The 20,291-nt window shown below is 64.9% G+C and carries 14 protein-coding genes and 1 pseudogene; 14 read left to right on the top strand and 1 reads right to left on the bottom strand.

Annotated features, from left to right (window positions below; all coding sequences use genetic code 11):
• Positions 1 to 68 precede the first annotated feature (68 nt).
• The 9 genes from ASF09_RS05070 to cobA all read left to right on the top strand — a co-directional run bounded on the left by ASF09_RS05070 (position 69) and on the right by cobA (position 14,663).
• Entirely contained in the window at positions 69 to 1,112 is a 1,044-nt protein-coding gene (locus ASF09_RS05070) for a LacI family DNA-binding transcriptional regulator (protein ID WP_056049811.1), read from the top strand.
• Complete coding sequence (locus ASF09_RS05065) at positions 1,109 to 4,171, top strand: TonB-dependent receptor (RefSeq protein ID WP_235529637.1); 3,063 nt, start codon at positions 1,109 to 1,111, stop codon at positions 4,169 to 4,171. Before ASF09_RS05070 ends, ASF09_RS05065 begins: the two co-directional genes overlap by 4 nt.
• Positions 4,172 to 4,620: 449 nt before the next feature.
• Positions 4,621 to 5,199, top strand: coding sequence for an ANTAR domain-containing response regulator (locus ASF09_RS05060; protein WP_060525221.1), 579 nt, complete (start codon positions 4,621 to 4,623; stop codon positions 5,197 to 5,199).
• Complete coding sequence (locus ASF09_RS05055) at positions 5,199 to 6,413, top strand: CmpA/NrtA family ABC transporter substrate-binding protein (protein ID WP_060525220.1); 1,215 nt, start codon at positions 5,199 to 5,201, stop codon at positions 6,411 to 6,413. The genes ASF09_RS05060 and ASF09_RS05055 overlap by 1 nt, the downstream gene beginning before the upstream one ends.
• 383 nt (positions 6,414 to 6,796) lie before the next feature.
• Positions 6,797 to 8,179 carry an MFS transporter gene (locus ASF09_RS05050; RefSeq protein ID WP_060525219.1) on the top strand — a complete coding sequence of 461 codons (1,383 nt, stop codon included), beginning with the start codon at positions 6,797 to 6,799 and terminating at the stop codon, positions 8,177 to 8,179.
• A gap of 38 nt (positions 8,180 to 8,217) precedes the next feature.
• Positions 8,218 to 10,719 (top strand): nitrite reductase large subunit NirB, encoded by a 2,502-nt coding sequence (nirB, locus tag ASF09_RS05045; protein WP_060525218.1) that lies wholly within the window; start codon positions 8,218 to 8,220, stop codon positions 10,717 to 10,719.
• On the top strand, positions 10,716 to 11,054 hold the full coding sequence (gene nirD, locus ASF09_RS05040; RefSeq protein WP_175518279.1) for a nitrite reductase small subunit NirD: 339 nt from the start codon (positions 10,716 to 10,718) through the stop codon (positions 11,052 to 11,054). The genes nirB and nirD overlap by 4 nt, the downstream gene beginning before the upstream one ends.
• A 134-nt stretch (positions 11,055 to 11,188) precedes the next feature.
• Positions 11,189 to 13,831: a nitrate reductase gene (locus ASF09_RS05035; protein ID WP_060525217.1), complete on the top strand. Its 2,643-nt coding sequence runs from the start codon at positions 11,189 to 11,191 to the stop codon at positions 13,829 to 13,831.
• The gene (cobA, locus tag ASF09_RS05030; protein WP_082444089.1) at positions 13,821 to 14,663 is read left to right on the top strand and encodes a uroporphyrinogen-III C-methyltransferase; all 843 of its coding nucleotides are present in this window, start codon (positions 13,821 to 13,823) and stop codon (positions 14,661 to 14,663) included. The genes ASF09_RS05035 and cobA overlap by 11 nt, the downstream gene beginning before the upstream one ends.
• Here cobA and ASF09_RS05025 read toward each other — a convergent pair.
• Positions 14,608 to 15,492, bottom strand: a pseudogene (locus ASF09_RS05025) (chloride channel protein); the annotation flags it as partial. The gene cobA and the pseudogene ASF09_RS05025 overlap by 56 nt on opposite strands.
• A 14-nt stretch (positions 15,493 to 15,506) precedes the next feature.
• On the opposite strand from ASF09_RS05025, the gene ASF09_RS05020 reads away from it, so the two are divergent.
• From ASF09_RS05020 to ASF09_RS20180, 5 genes are all read left to right on the top strand, one after another.
• Complete coding sequence (locus ASF09_RS05020) at positions 15,507 to 16,748, top strand: MFS transporter (protein WP_060525216.1); 1,242 nt, start codon at positions 15,507 to 15,509, stop codon at positions 16,746 to 16,748.
• 543 nt (positions 16,749 to 17,291) lie between these two features.
• Positions 17,292 to 17,846: a hypothetical protein gene (locus ASF09_RS05015; RefSeq protein WP_060525215.1), complete on the top strand. Its 555-nt coding sequence runs from the start codon at positions 17,292 to 17,294 to the stop codon at positions 17,844 to 17,846.
• A 23-nt stretch (positions 17,847 to 17,869) separates the two neighbouring features.
• Positions 17,870 to 18,568 (top strand): OmpA family protein, encoded by a 699-nt coding sequence (locus ASF09_RS05010; RefSeq protein WP_200912523.1) that lies wholly within the window; start codon positions 17,870 to 17,872, stop codon positions 18,566 to 18,568.
• Positions 18,569 to 18,679: 111 nt separating this feature from the next.
• On the top strand, positions 18,680 to 18,817 hold the full coding sequence (locus ASF09_RS20640) for a hypothetical protein (RefSeq protein ID WP_200912522.1): 138 nt from the start codon (positions 18,680 to 18,682) through the stop codon (positions 18,815 to 18,817).
• Between the two features lie 1,002 nt (positions 18,818 to 19,819).
• The gene (locus ASF09_RS20180; RefSeq protein WP_156359225.1) at positions 19,820 to 20,257 is read left to right on the top strand and encodes a hypothetical protein; all 438 of its coding nucleotides are present in this window, start codon (positions 19,820 to 19,822) and stop codon (positions 20,255 to 20,257) included.
• Positions 20,258 to 20,291 lie beyond the last annotated feature (34 nt).

The following is a 20,291-nucleotide window of genomic DNA, read 5'->3' as shown; positions in this document are numbered from 1 at the left end:
GGTTACATCAAGAACAAGATGCCGGTCGCAACACGTAAGACCGGTGCCAGAGGGGACCCTGACGCTTCATGCCGTACGCCACCGTCCGTGATATTGCCCGCGAAGCTGCGGTGTCGGTGGCGACCGTGTCGCGGGCGCTGAACGGGCACAGCAACGTCCGTCCGGAAGTCCGCGCGCACATCGAAAGCGTCGCCACGCGACTCGGCTACGTTCCTCACGCCGCGGCCCGACATCTGAGTTCGGCGCGGTCGGGGATGATCGGCGTCGTGGTCCCCGACCTGCATGGCGAATTCTTCTCCGAACTGTTGCGCGGCATGGACCGCGAGGCGTCGGAGCTCGGTCTCTACCTCATGATGATGGTCATGCACGGCGACGCGCAGCGCGGCGTCGCGGCGTTGCACGCGATGCGTGGCCGGGTCGACGGGCTGGTGGTCATGGCGCCGCAGGTATCAGCCGGCGAGTTGCTCGCGCACCTGCCGCAGGGCATGCCGGCTATTCTGGTCAATTGCGCGCCCGGCCAAGTCGGCCGTTCGGAGCTGCGCATCGACAATGTCGCGGGCGCGACGGCGCTGGTCGAGCATCTGATCGCGGGCGGCCGGCGGCGGCTGGTCCACATCGCCGGCCCGGAGGGCAACATCGACGCCGAGGAGCGGTTGCGCGGCGCGCGCGATGCCTGCGCCCGCGCCGGACTCGGGCTGCACGTCCTCCCGGGAGATTTCCGGGAGCCCGCCGGGGCTAGCGCGGTGGCGACGCTGCTCGACGACTGCACAGAATTCGACGCGATCTTCGCCGGCAACGACATGATGGCGATCGGCGCGATGATGGCGCTGAAGCGCGCCGGCGTCGCGGTCCCCGACCAGGTCGCGATCTGCGGCTTCGACGACGTTCCGCTGACCCGCCTCATCTCGCCGTCGCTGACCAGCGCCAGCATCGACATCGCCAGTTTCGGGGCCGGTGCCGTCGCGCGGCTGGTGAAGGCGATCGCGGGCGAAGACGACGGCCTGATCGAGCACCGCGTGCCCGTCGTGGTCGTCCGCGAGTCGACCGGTCCAATGCTTTTCAATGTCCACAACAAGACACCCGAACAATCGGGAAAAGGGGAACTACGATGAACAAGATGATGTTGCGTGCGGCGGTGGTATCGCTGACGGCGCTGTCCAGCGGGCTGCTGTTCGCGCCCGCGCCCGCGTCGGCACAGGTCGGCCAGGCGTCGTTGCGCGGCACACTCACGGCGCCGGCCGACAATCCGGTGATCGAAGTCGCCGCGGTCGAGATCTCTACCGGCATCCGCCGGGTCGTGCCCGCCGACGCAGCAGGCGCGTATAACTTCGCGTCGCTGCGCGCCGGCACCTACCGGCTCGAGATCAAGCAGCGCAACGGCACGCGCAATTCGGACGCGTTCACGCTCCGCGTCGGCCAGACCGCCGGCCTGGACCTCGATCTGGCCACCGCGCCCACCCCGGCTGCTCCCGCAACCCAAGGTGCCGCGCCCGCCACGCCCCCCGAAGCCGGCACCGATACCGCGGCGGCAGGATCCGGCGGCGAGATCATCGTCACCGGCAACCGCATCCGATCGCTGTCGGGCGGCCAGGTCGGTAGCGTCATCTCGTCGCGCCTGATCGAGCAATTGCCGCAGAACAACCGCAACTTCCTCGCGTTCGCCGATCTCGCCCCCGGCGTCCGCTTCATCGAGGATTCGAGCGGCTCGTCGCGCATCCAGGGCGGCGCGCAGGACAGCCGCACGGTCAACGTCTTCATCGACGGCGTCAGCCAGAAGGATTACGTCCTCAAGAACGGCATCACCGGCCAGGACACCAGCTCGGGCAATCCCTTCCCGCAGCTCGCGATCGGCGAGTATCAGGTGCTGTCGTCCAACTACAAGGCCGAGTTCGACCAGGTGAGCTCGGTCGCGATCACCGCGGGCACGAAGTCTGGAACCAACGAATTCCACGGCGAAGCGTTTTTCGACTTCACCAACCAGGACCTGCGTGATCGCCGGCCGAGCGAGATATTCCCGACCTATATCCCCAAGACCGACACCAGCAACAAACAGTTCGGCGCCGCATTGGGTGGCCCGATCATCAAGGACAAGATGCACTTCTTCGGGACCTACGAAGGCAAGCGCATCTCCAGCCCGTACGATGTTCGCCCCAACAACAACTTCCCGATTTCGTCCGTCCCGGAGCAGTATCGCGATAATTTCGGAACGTTTGCGCAGCAGTTCAAGGAAGACCTGTATTTCGGCAAGATCGACATCGTGCCGACCGACAACGACCTGATCGAACTGTCCGGCAAGTACCGCAAGGAATCCGGGCTTCAGAATATCACCGGGATCGACGCGGCGAGCACCGCAACGCTGAACAAGGTCGAAGATAAGCGCGGGCTGCTTCGCTGGCAGCATACCGGCGATCAGTGGATCAACGATGTGCGTGTGTCCTATGAGAATGCGGTCTTCTCACCGACGCCCTCGACCGATGGCATAACGCAGTTCTTCCAGTCGACCGAACGGTTCGGGACGTCCGTCCAGCGGAATGACATCCTGCGGTTCGGCGCGGGCAGCAACTTCCAGTCGAAGGGCCAGAAGGGCTGGACCCTGCAGGATGATTTCACGTTCACCGGCTTCAAGGGCCACACGATCAAGGTGGGCGGCAAGGCCAAATGGGTGAAGCTCAACTCGCTCGAGCAGAACTTGACCAACCCGCTATACACCTATGACGTCAATGCGATTCCCGGCGTCGCCTTCAACGACACGCTGCCCTACCGGCTCCAGTTCGGTGCGACGACGGATGCGTCGGGTAACGCGACGGTCAGATCGAACAACTTCCAGCTCGGCTTCTACGCGCAGGACGATTGGGACGTCACCAGCCACCTTACGCTGAACCTCGGCCTGCGCTGGGATTACGAGCGGACGCCCGCCTATCTCGATTACGTGACGCCGGCGGTCAACGTGGCGGCGGTGTCGCCCGGCAACTATCCGAACCTTAGAAACGCCGATTACGACATCAACGACTTCATCACGGACGGCAGCAAGCGGAAGGCGTTCAAGGGCGCGTGGCAGCCGCGTCTCGGCTTCACCTATCGCTTCGACGAGGCGGGTCGCTTCTCGATGTTCGGTGGCTATGGCCGGTCGTACGACCGCAATCAGTTCGACTTCCTGCAGCAGGAGGTCAGCCAGGGCCGGTTCCAGGTCCGCAGCTTCAACTTCATCGGCAATGACTCGGTCAATCCCTGCACACCCAGCCAGACCTGCATCGCGTGGAATCCGATCTACCTGACCGACGCCGGACGTCAGCAGTTGCTCGGCGCCGCGACCGGCGGCGGCAGCGAGTTCCGCTTCATGAACAACGATCTCAAAGTGCCCTATTCGGACCAGTTCAGCCTGGGCGTGCGCGGTCGCTTCTCGCCGGTCGAGCTCGAGGTCGGCGTCACCCACATCGAAAGCAAGGACGGGTTCGTCTTCCTGCTCGGCAATCGCAGGACGGATGGCTCGTTCTTCTTCAACGATCCGACCTCGGCGACCGACATACCGCAGTCACCCACGACCTTCACGCCAAACGGTTATGGCTCGATCATTCTCGGCAGCAATGGCCTGAAGACCAACTCGGACGCTGCCTATTTCAAGCTGACCAAGGTCTATTCGGCATCCTCGCCGTGGAGCATCGACGCCACCTACACCTACACCCGGGCAGACGAGAACCGGAAGTTCGGCGAGACCTATTCGCTCGATTACGCGCAGATCTCGGATTACCCCACGCTGCGCTCGTCGGCCGTGCCACGGCACCGGCTCGTGATCGCGAGCAGCGTCGACACACCGATCGGCGTGACCTTCTCGAGCAAGTTCCAGATCGAATCGCCTGCATTTGTAAAGGGCTTCATCGACAATGCGGATCCGTTCGGGCGCATCCTTGTCGGGCGCCAGGTGGATAGCCTCGGCGATATCTGGGGCCGCCGACAGCTGGATTTCGCGTTCACGAAATATGTGCCGATCGGCTTCGTCAGCGATCAGGCGCGGATCCGCATGCGCGTCGATATCCTGAACGTGATGAACGATCGCAACTATGTCGACTTCAACAGCAATGCGAGCGATCCAGCCTTTGGTCAGCGGTCGTCGTACAGCATCGGCGGCAACCCACCGCGCACGGTCAAGCTGTCGGCGGGCTTCTCGTTCTGACCCCTTTGGAGGGTCGCGGCCTGTCCGCGACCCTCCACGTTTCTGGGCGAAATCTCGCTATCGGAGGACGTCATGATCGATGTCAGGCTGAAGACGCCGGTCCCGATGCCGACGGTATCATTCGATGATATAGGCACTTGCGCTGATCGCAATCGCTCAACGCTGAAGCCACTCACTTTCGAGTGACCATCGCCGCGCGGGCGGGGGGCGTCGACCCATAAGCAGTCGTTTACGGGTAATTAGCGGCGTTCCAACTTTCGCCCTATATTAACGGCGATTGGCTATCATTTCAGTAGCTTAGAAATACGTTCAGGCGTAGATTCTTCAGTACCAGTTTGGCTGTTTGGCCCAGCGATCGGTCTCAGGCCGTACCCGCTCTCTTCGCCTACTGTGCCAACCTAAATATATGTGCCCTCGCCATCAGGATCGGTGCAGCATAAGACCACCCGATGCGGATCGCGATCATCGACACGAGCACGACACGGGCGGCGATCATTTCGGACGGCCTGCGCGAGGCGGGGCTCGACGATATCGTCGTGATCGACGGCACGTTGGGAATGGTCGCCGCGCTTGAGAAGGCGGCGCCCGAAGTGGTGTTGATCAACCTCGAAAACCCGAGCCGCGACGTGCTTGAGGAATTCTTCGCGGTATCGCGCGCACTGGCCCGCCCGATCGCGATGTTCGTCGACCAGAGCGATGCGGAATCCACCGCCGCCGCGGTCGATGCGGGCGTCTCGGCGTATATCGTCGACGGGCTGGCCAAGCAGCGGATCAAGCCGGTCATCGACCTCGCGATCCGCCGGTTCCAGGCGTTCGCGCGATTGCAGGCAGAGTTGCACGAGGCACGGAGCGCGCTGGCCGATCGCACCACCGTCGACCGCGCCAAGGCGATCCTGATGAAACGCCGCGGGATCGACGAGCCGACCGCGTACGGCCTGCTTCGCGCGCAGGCGATGCGATCCAACCGCAGGATCGCCGAGATCGCCGACGCGATCATCACCAGCGATGCGCTCATGGGAGATTTGTGATGGCGCTCGACCGGGTCCGCATCGGTTTCCTCCCGCTCGTCGATGCGGCGCTGCCGATCCTCGCGCGCGAACGTGGGTTCGCCGAGGCCGAGGGACTGGAGATCGAGCTCGTCCGCGACATGACCTGGGCGACGGTGCGCGATCGGCTGCTGTACGGACATACCGATGCCGCGCACATGGTCGCGCCGCTCGCGATCGCGACGGCGCTGGGGCGTGGGCGGCCAGCGGTACCGATGGCGGTGCCATTTGTGCTGGGGCTCAACGGCAATGCGATCACGCTGTCGCTGCCGCTCGCGGCGCAGGTGATGGACGGCGATGCGCTCGGCGATCCGGTCGTGCTGGGTGCGCGACTGAAGGCGGTCGCAACCGAGCGTGCCGCGACGGGGCGGCGGCTGCGGTTCGGCGTGGTGCATCGCTACTCTAGCCATAATTACATGCTGCGCTACTGGCTCGCAGCGGTCGGCATCCGGCCGGATACCGACGTCGAGATCGTCACGACCAGTCCGACCTTCGCTGCCGATGCGTTGGCGGCGGGCGAGGTCGACGGGATCTGCGTTGGTGAGCCCTGGAACGGCGTCGCGGTCGATCGCGGGGTCGGGAGGATCACGCTGGTAACGGCGCAGGTCTGGCAGCGTGGCGTCGAAAAGGTGCTGGCGATGCGTGCGGAGACGCTGGTCGAGCGCGGCGACGTCGTCCACCGGCTGATCCGGGCGCTGCATGCCGCCGCCGCGCAGTTCGTCGATCCGGACACGCTTGAGGCGAACGCGGCGATACTTGCTCGCGCGGACTATCTCGATGCCCCGGTCGATGCGGTGTCGCGGGCGATCGGCGACCGGGTGCGGCTGGTGAAGGACGCGGTGCCGATCCACGTTCCCGATTTCATGTTCCAGTACCGCGAGGCGGCGAACTTCCCGTGGCGCAGTCAGGCGGCGTGGCTGTATTCGCAGATGGTGCGGTGGGACGGCACGCCGTTCTCGGCCGAGGAGGCGGATATCGCGCAAGGCGTGTTCCGACCGGACATTTACCGCGCGGCACTGGCGGGCTCGAGCGCGCCGTTGCCCAATGCAAGTTCGAAGCTGGAGGGGGCGATCGGCGCGAACAGCATCGGCGCGGGGTCGACGCAGGGGCGGTTGATCCTGGGGCGCGATGCGTTCTTCGATCGGCGCGCGTTCGATCCGGACGACATAGAGGGGTATCTGGCCGGGTTGCCCTAAGCATGCCTTCGCCCCTCCCTGGAAGGGAGGGGTTGGGGGTGGGTCGGCCGGCTTGAGCCCCTTCGGTTCGGACATGCGGAAGCCGACCCACCCCCTGCCCCTCCCTTTCAGGGAGGGGTGTTTTAGCGGCCAATCGCCCGGCCAAACCCCAATCTGCTGCACCCGCGAAATGACGCTTGCGCGATACGGCCACTTCGGTCATCTTTGCGGCGTCCGGCAAGGGAGTCGGACACGAAATCATCGCGAGACCGGTTCCAACGACGGGACCCGACCGCGTAGGACGATCCACCGATCGTCCATAGGCAACGAAGCCGCTCCGATGCGTCCGCAAGGTCGCCGTCGGGGCGGCTTTTTCTTTGTCCGCCGCAGATGGAGGGCCGACCATGTTGTTCGCATCACCAGGTATCGACACCGCCGCGCCGAAAGCCACCAGGATCGACCTGTTCAGTGCCGCCACGCCGCAGATGCGCGCGTTCCACGTCACGTGGCTCGCGTTCTTCGTGTGCTTCTTCGCGTGGTTCGCCGCCGCGCCGTTGATGCCGCTGATCAAGGCCGAGTTAGGGCTGAGCAAGGATCAGATCGCCAACATCAACATCGCTGCGGTCGCGGTGACGATCCTGGTGCGGCTGGTGGTAGGACCGCTCTGCGACCGGTTCGGCCCGCGCCGCGCCTATACGTGGCTGCTGCTGATCGGTGCGATTCCGGTATTCGGACTGGCGTTCGCGCAGACCTACGAGACGTTCCTGTTCTTCCGCCTCGCGATCGGTGCGATCGGGGCGTCGTTCGTGATAACGCAATATCATACGAGCGTGATGTTCGCGCCCAACGTCGTCGGCACAGCCAACGCGACCGTCGGTGGCTGGGGCAATGCCGGCGGCGGCGCGGCGCAGAGCCTGATGCCGCTGGTCGTCGCGGCGCTCGTCGGTCTTGGCGTCGAGCACGCGTTCGGCTGGCGCGCGGCGATGTTCGTGCCCGGTGTCGCTATGCTCGCGATGGCGTTCGTCTATGCGCGCTACACGCAGGATACGCCGCAGGGCGACATCGTCGACCTCCGCGCGGCGGGAATCGAGCTCGACGGCGGCAAGGCGACGGGCATGGCGATCTTTCGCCGCGCCGCCGCCAATTACCGTACTTGGATGCTCGCCGCGACGTACGGCGCGTGCTTCGGCGTCGAGATTTTCATCCACAACATCGCGGCGAGTTATTACGTCGACCGGTTCGGGCTGTCGCTGACCAATGCAGGCTTGGCGGCGGGGATCTTTGGTGGCCTCGCGCTGTTCGCCCGTGCGCTCGGAGGGATTGCCAGCGACCGGATCGCGCTCGTGAAGGGCCTCGATGGCCGCGCGCTGCTGTTGTTCGCGCTGATGCTCGGCGAAGGCGTCGGGCTGGTGCTGTTCGGTCATGCCGGCAGCGTCACGCTCGCGATCCTGGCGATGACGATGTTCGGGCTGTTCACGCACATGGCGTGCGGCGCGACCTATGCGCTGGTGCCGTTCATCGACCGCAAGGCGCTGGGCGGCGTCGCCGGGCTGATCGGCGCGGGCGGCAACATCGGCGCGGTCGCGGCGGGGTTCCTCAACAAGGCCTCGGCCACCCCGCAGCAATGCCTCATCGTGCTCGGCTACGTCGTCGCGGGCACGGCAGTATGCGCGCTCGCCGTCCGCTTCTCCGCCACGCACAAATCGGACGAGCGCGCGCTGCTCGACGCGGCGCTCGACGCACGCCGCACCAGCGACCGCTCGGTCAACGGCGCGCTCCCCGCATGACCCTCCCTTCCCCGGCTCCAACCCGACTGGACGATCTGATGGAACACCAAACCCCCTGCCCCGACACCCCCTTTTCCAAGCGGCGCGAGCATCTCGTCGTGATCGGCAACGGCATGGCCGGCTGTCGCGCGGTCGAGGAACTGATCGCGCGCGATCCGACCCGGTACCGCGTGACGATCTTCGGTGCCGAGCCGCACGTGAACTACAACCGCATCATGCTGTCGCCAGTGCTGGCGGGCGAGAAGACGTTCGAGCAGATCGTCATCAACGATCACGCTTGGTACGCGACCAACACGATCGAACTCGTGACCAGCGATCCGGTCCAGGCGATCGACCGCGTGGCTAAGACCGTCACCGCGCGCTCCGGGTTGTCGGTGTCGTACGACCGGCTGCTGATCGCGACCGGCTCCGATCCGTTCATCATCCCCGTCCCCGGCAAGGACCTGCCCGGCGTGATCTCGTTCCGCGACATGGCGGACGTCGACCACATGCTGGAGGCTGCGGGCAAGGGCGGCGCGGCGGTGGTCATCGGCGGCGGGCTGCTCGGGCTGGAGGCCGCACACGGGCTCACGTTGCGCGGGATGAAGGTCACGGTGATCCACCTGATGCCGACGCTGATGGAGCGTCAGCTCGACGAAGCGGCAGGGTGGTTGCTGAAGTCGGCGCTGGAATCGCGCGGCCAAGTTATTCTCACCGAAGCGAACACGGCGGAGATCATCGGCGATACTCACGTCGAGGGCGTACTGCTCAAGGACGGCACGCTGATCCCCGCCAGCCTCGTCGTCATGGCGGTCGGCATCCGCCCCTCCGTCGCCCTCGCGCGTGACGCAGGGCTGGAGATCGGCCGCGGGATCAAGGTCGACGACCACATGGTCACCAGCGACCCGTCGATCCTGGCGGTAGGCGAATGCGTCGAGCATGACGGCAACGTCTACGGCCTCGTCGCGCCGCTGTGGGACATGTGCCGCGCATTGGCCGACGGGCTGACCGACAGTCACAGCGGCTATCGCGGATCGGTGACCTCGACCAAGCTGAAGGTCGCCGGGCTCGACGTGTTCTCGGCGGGCGATTTCTCCGGTGGTGCAGGCGCGGAGGACATCGTCCTGCGCGATGCGTCGCGCGGCATCTACAAGCGCGTCGTGGTCAAGGACGACCGGATCGTCGGTGCGGTGCTGTACGGCGACACGACCGATGGCGGCTGGTATTTCGACCTGCTCAAGCGGGCGGAAGACATCGCGCCGATCCGCGACATGCTGATCTTCGGCCAGTCCTTCGCCTCGGGAGGAGGCACTGCGGACCCTAAGGCGGCCGTTGCGGCGCTCTCCGACGATGCGGAGATCTGCGGCTGCAACGGCGTCACCAAGGGCAAGGTCGTGGCGTGCATCGGCGCCGGCAACGCGACGCTCGACGCGGTCCGCGCGACCTGCAAGGCGTCGGCATCGTGCGGATCGTGTACCGGGCTGGTCGAGACGCTGCTCGCAGTTACCTTGGGTGACGAATATTCGGGCGAACGTTCGGTGAAGACGATGTGCAAATGCACCAGCTTCGGCCACGACGACGTCCGCCGCGAGATCGTCGCGCAAGGCATGCGCTCGATCCCCGAAGTCATGCAGAAGATGAGCTGGTCGACGCCGGACGGGTGTTCGTCGTGCCGGCCAGCGCTCAATTACTACCTGCTCTGCGCGTTGCCGGGCGACTATAAGGACGACCAGCAGAGCCGCTACGTCAACGAGCGCGTGCACGCGAACATCCAGAAGGACGGCACCTATTCGGTCGTGCCGCGGATGTGGGGTGGGCTCACCAACCCACGCGAGCTGCGCGCGATCGCCGACGTCGTCGAGAAATACGATGCGCCGATGGTCAAGGTGACGGGCGGTCAGCGGCTCGACATCTTCGGGATCAAGAAGGAGGATCTGCCCGCGGTCTGGGCGGATCTCAACGCCGCCGGGATGGTCAGCGGGCATGCGTACGGCAAGAGCTTGCGGACCGTGAAGACCTGCGTCGGGTCGGACTGGTGCCGGTTCGGAACGCAGGATTCGACAGGGCTCGGCGTCAAGGTCGAGCGGATGACCTGGGGCAGTTGGATGCCGCACAAGTTCAAGATCGCGGTCAGCGGCTGCCCGCGCAACTGCGCCGAGGCGACGATCAAGGATTTCGGCGTGGTCTGCGTCGACAGCGGCTACGAGCTTTCGGTCGGTGGCAATGGCGGGATCAAGGTCCGCGCGACCGACTTCCTGTGCAAGGTCGCGACCGAGGAAGAGGCGATGCATTACTGCGCCGCGTTCATCCAATTGTACCGCGAGGAAGCGCGCTATCTCGAGCGCACCGCGCCGTGGATCGAGCGGATCGGCGTCGAGTATATCCGCGAACGGATCGCCGAGGACCCGGAGGGTCGCGATGCGCTGGCGGCGCGGTTCCTGTTCTCGCAGCAGTTTACGCAGGACGATCCGTGGGCGGCGCGCGCGGCGGGCGAGCACCGCGAACAACATGCGCCGATGGCGCGGTTCACGCCCATCGACAGCACGAGGGAAATGGCATGATCGGCGAATGGCTCGATATCGGCTGGGTCGACGAGATCCCGGTCCGCGGCAGCCGCACGGTGCAGGTCACCGGCGGCGACGACATCGCGGTGTTCCGTACCGGCGACGGCAAGGTCTTCGCGCTGGCGGATCGCTGCCCGCACAAGGGCGGGCGACTGTCGCAGGGGATCGTCCACGGCGGCGCGGTGGCGTGCCCGCTGCACAACTGGCGGATCGCGCTCGATACAGGCGAGGCGCTGGGCGAGGACAAGGGGTGTACGCCGGTGATCCCGGTGAAGGTGTCGGGGGGCCGGGTGTTGCTCTGTCGCACCTCGACGATGAAGGCAGCCGCGTGATCCTCCCCGGCACGGGGAGGGGGACCGCCGCAGGCGGTGGAGGGGGCCCTCCACGAAGGGAGACGCCTGCGGGAGGGGGGCCTCCACGAAGGGGGACGCCTGTGGGAGGGGGGCCTCCACGAAGGGGGACGCCTGTGGAAGCCCCCCTCCACCATCCTTCGGATGGTCCCCCTCCCCGTGCCGGGGAGGATATCCGCACGACCTGCGCGTATTGCGGTGTCGGCTGCGGCATTCTCGCGACGCCGACTCGCGAACGCAGCGTCACGATCAAGGGCGACCCCGACCACCCCGCCAACACCGGCAAGCTCTGCTCGAAGGGCACCCATCTCGGCGAGACGATCGGGCTCGAAGGCCGCCTCCTCACCCCGATGATCGGCCAGCGTCGTGCATCCTGGGACAAGGCGCTCGACCTCGTCGCGAAACGCTTCCGCGACACGATCGCACAGCACGGCCCCAACAGCGTCGCCTTCTATGTCTCCGGACAACTGCTCACCGAGGACTATTACGTCGCCAACAAGTTGATGAAGGGCTTCATCGGCTCGGCCAACATCGACACCAATTCGCGACTGTGCATGGCGAGCGCCGTCGCGGGCCACATGCGCGCGTTCGGCGAGGATATCGTGCCCGCGAGCTACGACGATCTCGACGCCGCCGACCTGATCGTGCTGGTCGGATCGAACACCGCCTGGTGCCATCCGATCGTCTATCAACGCATCCGCGCGCGCTGCGATGCCGGCGCCAAGCTCGTCGTGATCGACCCCCGCCGGACCGAGACCGCAGACGAGGCCGACCTCCATCTCGCGATCCGGCCCGGCACCGACGTCGCGCTGATGAATGGCTTGCTGGCGTGGTGCCGTGACGCGGGCGTGGTCGACTACGACTATCTCGCCGCACACGTCGCGACGCCCGATGCGTTCTGGGACCAGTTCGACGAGGGCAGCGACCTGTGGTCGGTCGCGCGCATCTGCGACGTTCCGCCGCAGGACCTCCGGCGCTTCTTCGAACTGTTCGCCGCGACACCGCGCACCGTGACGATGTTCAGCCAGGGCGTGAACCAGTCACTGTCGGGCACCGATCAGGTTAACGCGATCACCAACCTGCACCTCGCCACCGGCCGCATCGGCAAGCAGGGTGCAGCCCCCTTCTCGATCACCGGCCAGCCCAATGCGATGGGCGGGCGCGAGGTCGGTGGGCTCGCGTCGTCACTCGCCGCGCACATGGATTTCGCGCCCGAGAACGTCGCCCGTGTCGGGCGGTTTTGGGCCGCGCCCAACATGGCGACCAAGCCGGGGTTGAAGGCGGTCGACCTGTTCCGCGAACTCGGCAACGGCCGGATCAAGGCGCTATGGGTGATGGCGACCAACCCCGCGGTATCGATGCCCGACGCCGGCCGCGTGCGCGAGGCGTTGGCCGCCTGCCCGTTCGTCGTCGTCTCCGACGTGATCGAGACGACCGACACCTCGGTCCACGCACACGTCCGCCTGCCTGCCGCCGCCTGGGGCGAGAAGGACGGCACCGTCACCAATTCCGACCGCACGATCAGCCGCCAGCGTGCGTTCATGGCCGCGCCGGGCGAGGCGAAACCCGACTGGTGGATCGTCTCCGAGGTCGGGCGGCGAATGGGCTGGAAGACGGCGTTTTCCTATGACCGCCCGGCCGAGATCTGGCGCGAACATTGCCGGTTATCGGCGTATGAGAATGACGGCACGCGGCTGTTCGCGCTTCCCGGTCATGCCGCTAAGGGCAATGCGGAATACGATGCGATGACGCCGTTCCGTTGGGGCGGCGCACCCTTCGCGGACGGCCGGTTCTCGACTCCCGATGGCCGTGCCCGCCTCGTACCAGTGGCGCAAAAGCCGGTTCCTGCCCCGCTTACGCAATGGCCGATGACGCTCAACACCGGGCGCTACCGCGACCAGTGGCATACGATGACCCGTACCGGCCTGTCGCCCAAGCTCGCGCGCCACCGCGAGGAGCCACTGGTCGAGGTCCACCCCGACGACGCGGTGCGACTGGGGATCGTCGATGGCGGCTTGGCGCGCGTGACGACGCCGCAGGGCGACAGCGTCTTCCGCGCGAGCGTCGTTGCGACGCAGCGGATCGGCGAACTGTTCGTGCCGATTCACTGGACGGACCGTACCGCGACCGGTGGCCGTGCAGGGCTCCTCCCTCGCCCGCTCGCCGACCCTGTCTCGGGTCAGCCGGGCTTCAAATCCACGCCCGTTCGGATCGAGCCCGTCGCGACCGAATGGCGTGGCTTCGTCGTCGTCCGCGGCGAACTGGCAAGCCGACCGGATTGTCTGTGGGCAACGCGCGTCGCGGTGCCGTGTGGAACCGCATGGGACATGGCGGGCACCTGCGACCCTGCCGCACTCGACGCGCTGCTACCGAAGGGAGAGCGGATCGAGGCGGTCGATGCGGCTCGGGGCTCACGCCGGATCGCGATATTGGAGGGCGGCAGGCTCGCCGCCGTCCTGTTCGTTACCCGGGACGGCATGCTCCCGCCCCGCGACTGGCTCGTCGCGCAACTGAGCGAGGCCATCGCCGCGCCCACCCTGCTCGCGGGCCGCGCGCCGGGCGTTCAGGTCGACCGCGGGCCGATCGTCTGCGCGTGCTTCGACGTCGGGCTGAAGACCATCCTCGCCGCGATCGCCGACCAGCATCTCGCCGACGTCCCTGCGATCGGGGCTGCGCTGAAAGCCGGCACGAATTGCGGATCGTGCCGCCCTGCCCTCGCCAAACTCCTCGTCACGCAAGGATCAGCAAATGTCGCATGATTTCTCGCCCGGTTCGGTCTGGCTGGTCGGTGCCGGCCCCGGCGATCCCGACCTTCTCACGCGTAAGGCCGAGCAGCTGATCGTCGCCGCCGACATCGTGTTCTACGACGCACTGGTCGGCCCGGGCGTCCTTGCACTCATTCCTGACGGCATCGAGCGGGTAAGTGTCGGCAAGCGATCGGGCCGGCATTCGAAGGATCAGGTCTCGATCAACGTCCTGCTCGCCAGGGCAGCGCTCGCGGGCAAGCGCGTCGTCCGGCTCAAGGGCGGCGATCCGTCGATCTTCGGTCGCTCGACCGAGGAGCTCGACCACCTCGCCGCGCAAGGCATCACGGTGCGGATCTGCCCCGGCATCACCGCCGCGAGCGCCGCAGCGGCCTCGGGTGGCGCCTCGCTGACGTTACGCGGTCTCGCGCGGAAGCTGACGTTCGTCACCGCGCACGCCCGCGCCGGCGAAGCGCTCGATCTCGACTGGACCGCACTCGCCGCGCCCGATGCCACGCTCGCCGTCTATATGGGTCGCGCTGCCGCCGGCGAAGTCGCGCGCAACCTGATCGCGACCGGGCGCGCGCCCGATACGCCGGTCATGGTCGCGGTCAACGTCTCGCTCCCCACCGAGCGCATCCTGCGCGGCCGATTGTCGGCGCTCGCGTTCCTGGTCGAGACGATCAGCGATCATGATCCGGCGCTGCTGCTGATCGGCGAGGCGATCGCGGTATCGTCGATAGCATGCGGTGCAAACGACGGCGCAAACGCGCAACTCGGAGTTCGGGCTGCTAGCGCGAACCAGCCCGTCCGGTTTCCGACTGACGCTGCATGCGGCGAGCCTTGAGCAGATCCTGACGCGAGAGGATGCCGACGACCTGTCGCGTATCACGCGCGACGATCGGCACGCGTCCAATGCCGGATTCGATCATCATGTCGGCGACGACTCCGATCGGCGTATCGGGATACGCGACGAGCAACGACGCGTCCGACAAGGTCTCGGTCAGCGATACGTCGGTGCCCGGTTGCATAGTCCGCCAGCGCAACGCGTCGGTCCGCGACACCAAGCCAAGCACGCGACCCGTATCGTCGACGACCGGATAGCTCCGATGCTCGGCGCGATCCGCGAAAAAGGTCGCCGCGTCTGCGGTCGTCATCGAACCCGGCAACGTCGCAGGCGCGCGTGACATCAACTGCTCCGTCTGCATCAGGTCGAGCGGATCGACGCTGTACTCCTGCAGGATATGCCGGCCGCGGCGTGCGATCTTCTCGGTCAGGATCGATCGCCGCATCAGCAAGACGCTGACCGCATAAGCGGCGGCTGCCGCTGCGATGGTCAGCGGCAAGGCATCGAAATGCCGCGTCAGTTCCGTGGCAAACAGCGCACCGGTGATCGGCGCGCGCATCGCCCCGCTCATAATCCCGGCCATCCCGATCATCGCCCAGAATCCGGGTCCGCCGGGCAAGAACTGACCAATCAGCGCGCCCGCCGCTCCGCCCAGGATCAACAGCGGCGCGAGGATGCCGCCAGACGTTCCCGATCCCAATGCCACCACCCAGACGACCGCTTTCACGACCAGAAGCGCGAGGATGACACGCACCGCAAGCGATCCATCGAGCGACGCCTGGATATTGGGATAGCCGGCGCCCAGGACATGCGCGTGCACCGTTGCGCCCGTCGCACTGGGTTATGATGGGCGCACTGATCGTGGCGCTGGTGATCGACGTCATGAAGCCTGCCGCGCTTGGCTTCACCCTGTCGGGCATGACAAGCGAATATGGCGTGTCGCGTGCCACCGCCTCGCTGGTGCCGCTTGCGGCGCTATCGGGGACGGTCGCGGGATCGATCCTGTGGGGCTTCGTCGCGGACATATACGGGCGCAAGGCGTCGATCCTGCTCTCGGCGGTGATGTTCGTCGGCACGTCGATCTGCGGCGCGATGCCGAGCCTCGCCTGGAACATCGCGATGTGTTTCATGATGGGCGCGGCCGCCGGCGGGATGCTGCCGGTCACCTATGCGCTGCTCGCGGAAATGATGCCGAACCGACACCGCGGTTGGAGCCTCGTGCTCATCGGCGGCCTGGGCGCGGCGGGAGGTTATTTCGCGGCCAGCAGCCTGTCGGCGCTCCTCCAACCGATCTTCGGCTGGCGGATCCTGTGGCTGGCCAATCTGCCGACCGGACTGCTGCTGATCCTTCTTGGGCGGCTGATACCGGAATCGCCACGGTTCCTGGTTGTTCAGGGGCGCACGCACGAGGCGGAGATGGTGCTCGCGCGCTTCGGTGGCGGGCGCGTGACGAGGCAGGACGCGCTGTCGAATGATGGGGCGGACGTTGCGGCACGGCCGACTTTGCGCAACGCCGGGGCGCTCGTCGCCTTCAGCATCGCCGCGCTGGCCTGGGGCTGCGCGAATTTCGGTCTGTTGCTGTGGCTGCCCGCCGACCTCGTCGCTCGCGGTTATAGCGTCGGCGTGGCCAGCGGACTGCTCGCCAAGGCGTCGCTGATCGCGGTCCCGACGATCTTCGTCGCGGCGCTGCTCTACAGCCGCTGGAGCAGCAAGGGTGCGCTCGTCGCAGCCATCGCGATGCTCGCCTTGGGACTCGTCGGTGTATTATGGGTCGAGCGGCAATCCGGCGCCGTCAGTCCCGTTCTGCCGGTCGCCGCGCTGATCGTAGGCGTCAACGCGATCATCGCCATCTTGCTGCCCTACGTCGCCGAGAGCTTCCCGGCGCGCGTTCGTGGGCGCGCCACGGGATGGGTCGCGGCCTGTTCCAAAGCCGGTGGCCTGGGCGCACAAGGGCTCGCGATCGCAGGCGCGGTCCCGCCGCTGGCGACCGTAGCGGGTCTAGTTCTGGTACCGACGGCCGCTTCTCTCGTACTCGTGGCGTGGCTGGGTCGCGAAACCAAAGGACGAGACGTCGACGTCATCTAGCCGGCGATCTGGATTTGCAAATCGTCGCGTGAAGCAAATGACGGCGTCTGACCATCTTCGTGCCAAGCCGCCCTATTTGTAATCAGCCTCTTCGAACTACCAAATTTAAAACGAATAAGGTCAGCCACGGATACCACAATCGGACGCTCACGCCCCTTCCCTAGCTTCCCAACTCCGAACGCTGGTTCAGCTTTGCGATAAGACCGATTTTTGAAGCCCGGCTATCCGCTCGCGAATGTCGTGATTGGAAGGTAAGCGGACGGACCGCTTTGGGGACGGCTGATGCGCTTGCCGACATTGCGCGGCGTTGCTGCGTTCTCGTGAAAATGGTCATGCTGGACAGTTCGATTTCAGTTGATCGGCTTAAGCGGCTATCTTCTTATCGACCAATCGGGTTTTGGCGTCGGATGAGCGCATATGGTCTACCGGACTCGGGCATTGAACGGCAGACCTTATACCACCGTCCAGCCCCCAATTCGCGAAGTCGTTACGGAACCAAAACGGTTTTCTCGGGTTGTCGGAAATCAACAAGGAGTTGGATGCATGCACAAGATCGGTATGACGTTCTGGGTCGCGTCGCTGACAGTGCTGGCTGGCGCATGTTCTCCCTCTTCGCCGTCGCAGCCGCACACCAGCGAGACTGCCGCCCCGCAACCTGCCAGCACAAATGCCACCGCCGCAGCCCTGCCGGTCTCCAGTATCCCTGCCGACCCGCGGACAATCGCCGTCAACGTGCAGGGCGTCGCCCCGGTCGGTGTCACGCTTAGGGTGAAAAGTGTAGAACTCGGTACCGATGCCACGACCCTCGATGTCAGCGCATCCTATGGCGGTACGATCACAAACAGTCTCGAATTGGCCGGAAATGGCACCTATTTGCTAGCTGCCAATGGCGATCGCCTGATGCTGAAGCCTCCACAAGACAACCAGTCGCTACGTATCACGCGCGGCCAGACGATGGACGGTAAGCTCGTGTTCCTGGGCGCTGTGGCGCCCGACACGAAGTCGATCAAGCTGGTGGTGAACGACAATAACGATGGCAACAGCATCATCTCGCCGGGCTTGACGATGACTATTCCGCTGGATGGTACGCCGCGGTGACGCGATCCGGCATAGGAAAGCACGTGACCACCAGGTGGATAGCGGTCTCCTTATCCGTCGCGTGCTTCGGCCTGACGCTGGCCGGGTGCAATACCCGGCCGGCACCGCGCAGCCTGAAGGATGAGGCGAGCAGCTTTCGTCTTGTCGTGGACGCACCTGAAAGCCACATGACGCTCGCTGGCACAGATAGCACTGGCGGCACCGCAGGGCCGGAAAGCAGCTTTGCGGCGGCGAATGAGCGTTCCTCCGTGTTTCGAACCACTGAAGTTGCACCTGATCGCATTGCTCTTACGGAAAATCTGCTTTCCGAACTGAATGCGCGCCAAGCCGCTGATCAGTCGATCGTGATCGACCTACCGGCCGATATCCTCTTCGATTTCGACAAGGCCATCCTGCGCGCTGATGCCGAACAGTCGTTGCGCAAAGCGGCCGAGCTGCTGGGCAGCTATCCGACCGCGCCTGTGAAAGTGAACGGGCATACCGATGGCAAGGGCAGTGATGCGTATAACGACCCACTCTCGTTGCGCCGGGCGCAGGCGGTGGCGACATGGCTCAAAAAAAATAGCGGTCGAGGTTCGACTGTGGCTGGGCTGGGCAAGCGACGACCTGTGGCGGACAATGCAAATGCCGACGGCAGTGACAATCCGGACGGCCGTCAGCGTAACCGCCGTGTGGAAATCGTCATCCAGCCTGCCGCCCCAAAGGCCGCGACGCAGGAGTAGATCGACATGGCGCTGATACCATGCCCAGAATGCCGGCAAAGCGTATCGGATATCGCACCCGCCTGTCCTCGATGCGGCTATCCGGTAGCCGGTTCGCCACGATCACGTCGCATGATCGACAGCGGCGTCGCTGGTAAGGCAGTCGGCGCGATCGGTGGTTGGTTGATCGTTCCGTGGATCGCTCGCTTGGTCGCGATGGCGATGTTCTGTCTCGTTCTGATCGTGATGTTCATTAAGGGACGCGGGTGAATCACGCGCTATCTGCGAAGGCGGTCCACTCGAGTATTTGGATCGACTATCCGTCAAACGGCGGGGCTGTTGGAAAAAAGGCCGATCATTTCGCCCCCGCCTGTCCCAGAAGGGAACCCTTAGCGAGATAGCTGCCGCGCCCGATGGCGCTGACAGCAGTCAGGTCTGTCCGGTTTCCCGAAATCTCCACAGGGGGTATCGTTGGGGTATATTGCCCCACACGCAGCGCGGAAACCACCGATTTGCGCGAGGTTTGATTAGCTGCCGCGGAGGGTACCTCCGCCGCGGAACGACCGGAACGGGAAGGAAAGCGGACGGGCCGCTTTAGCGAAAATCGGGCGGTAAGCCGACATTCGTGTTCACTCTACATCGCTATATTCTTCCAATAACTGGATCGTATTCCCCCGGTAACAGTAAATCGGAACTCCTCCGACGCCGCCCTTCAACCTCAACTGAATGCAAGTTTTTTTGGGGAAAGAAATATAACGGGGGTATCGGTTCAACATTGCCATTGATGGCGTCTCGTGCACCTTCGTCGCCCACCGCTGAGCGGCATCCTGTGCCTGTGCGATTGACCCGTTCCAACTAGGCAACCGCCTCTCACGCTCAAGCGCACGCCATTCACCCGTCTCAAAACCAATCGCAAATGTGCCTACGATCGCAAGTGAGGCGAGGATGACCTTGGATGCCCTGTTCATGAAAGCATGAGAGCATTTTTAATGTCCGTTTCCAAGCTCACTATAAATGTTCACGAACGGCGACAATTGGGCGGAAGCGGACGAGCGCTGAGACATCTATCACCGATCCAGATGGTATATAGCTCAGGCCGGCCGGGGTATCGCTGGGGTACATCGTGCCATACCATGGTTATAAACCGCGGATTTCTGCGGGGTATGATAGGCTGCGGCGGAGGGTGTATCCGCCGTCTGCGAATGTCCGGAATGGGAAGGCAAGCGGACATAATCTGTGGACGCCAGCAATATGTTCTGGTGAAAGTAGCGGGTGCGCTATTTCCTTGATGCTGAGTTCAACGGTTTTGGAGGCGGATTGGTCGCAATCGCTGCCGTGCCGGAGGGCGATGAGGTCGCGCCTTTCTATGAGGCCGTTGAATGTCCTGAACCCAATCCGTGGGTCACCGCCAACGTCTTGCCGGTCCTGCTTACAAAGCAGAGGCCACTCGCCGAGGTTGCGCATATGTTCAGTTCCTACCTCGCGGCTGACACCGACCCAGTGCTCATCGCAGATTGGCCCGAGGATATTGGTCACGCTGTCGCACTCCTCACCAATGGGCGCGGCGGACGGCTAGTAGGGTGTGCCGTCCGATTTGAGATACTCGGCACCAGTGATTTTGCATCAGAGAGCCGAAGCGAAGTTCCGCACAACGCCTATTACGATGCCGTAGCTTTGCGTGATTGGGTGGTCTCAAATGAGCACTGCTAGATGTCCGCTAATGGGCGAAAGCGGAACGGCCGGA

Source organism: Sphingomonas sp. Leaf242 (assembly GCF_001422045.1).
Taxonomy (GTDB): domain Bacteria; phylum Pseudomonadota; class Alphaproteobacteria; order Sphingomonadales; family Sphingomonadaceae; genus Sphingomonas.
The sequence above is the reverse complement of the archived record's forward strand: the minus strand, read 5'-3'. Positions and strand labels throughout refer to the sequence as shown.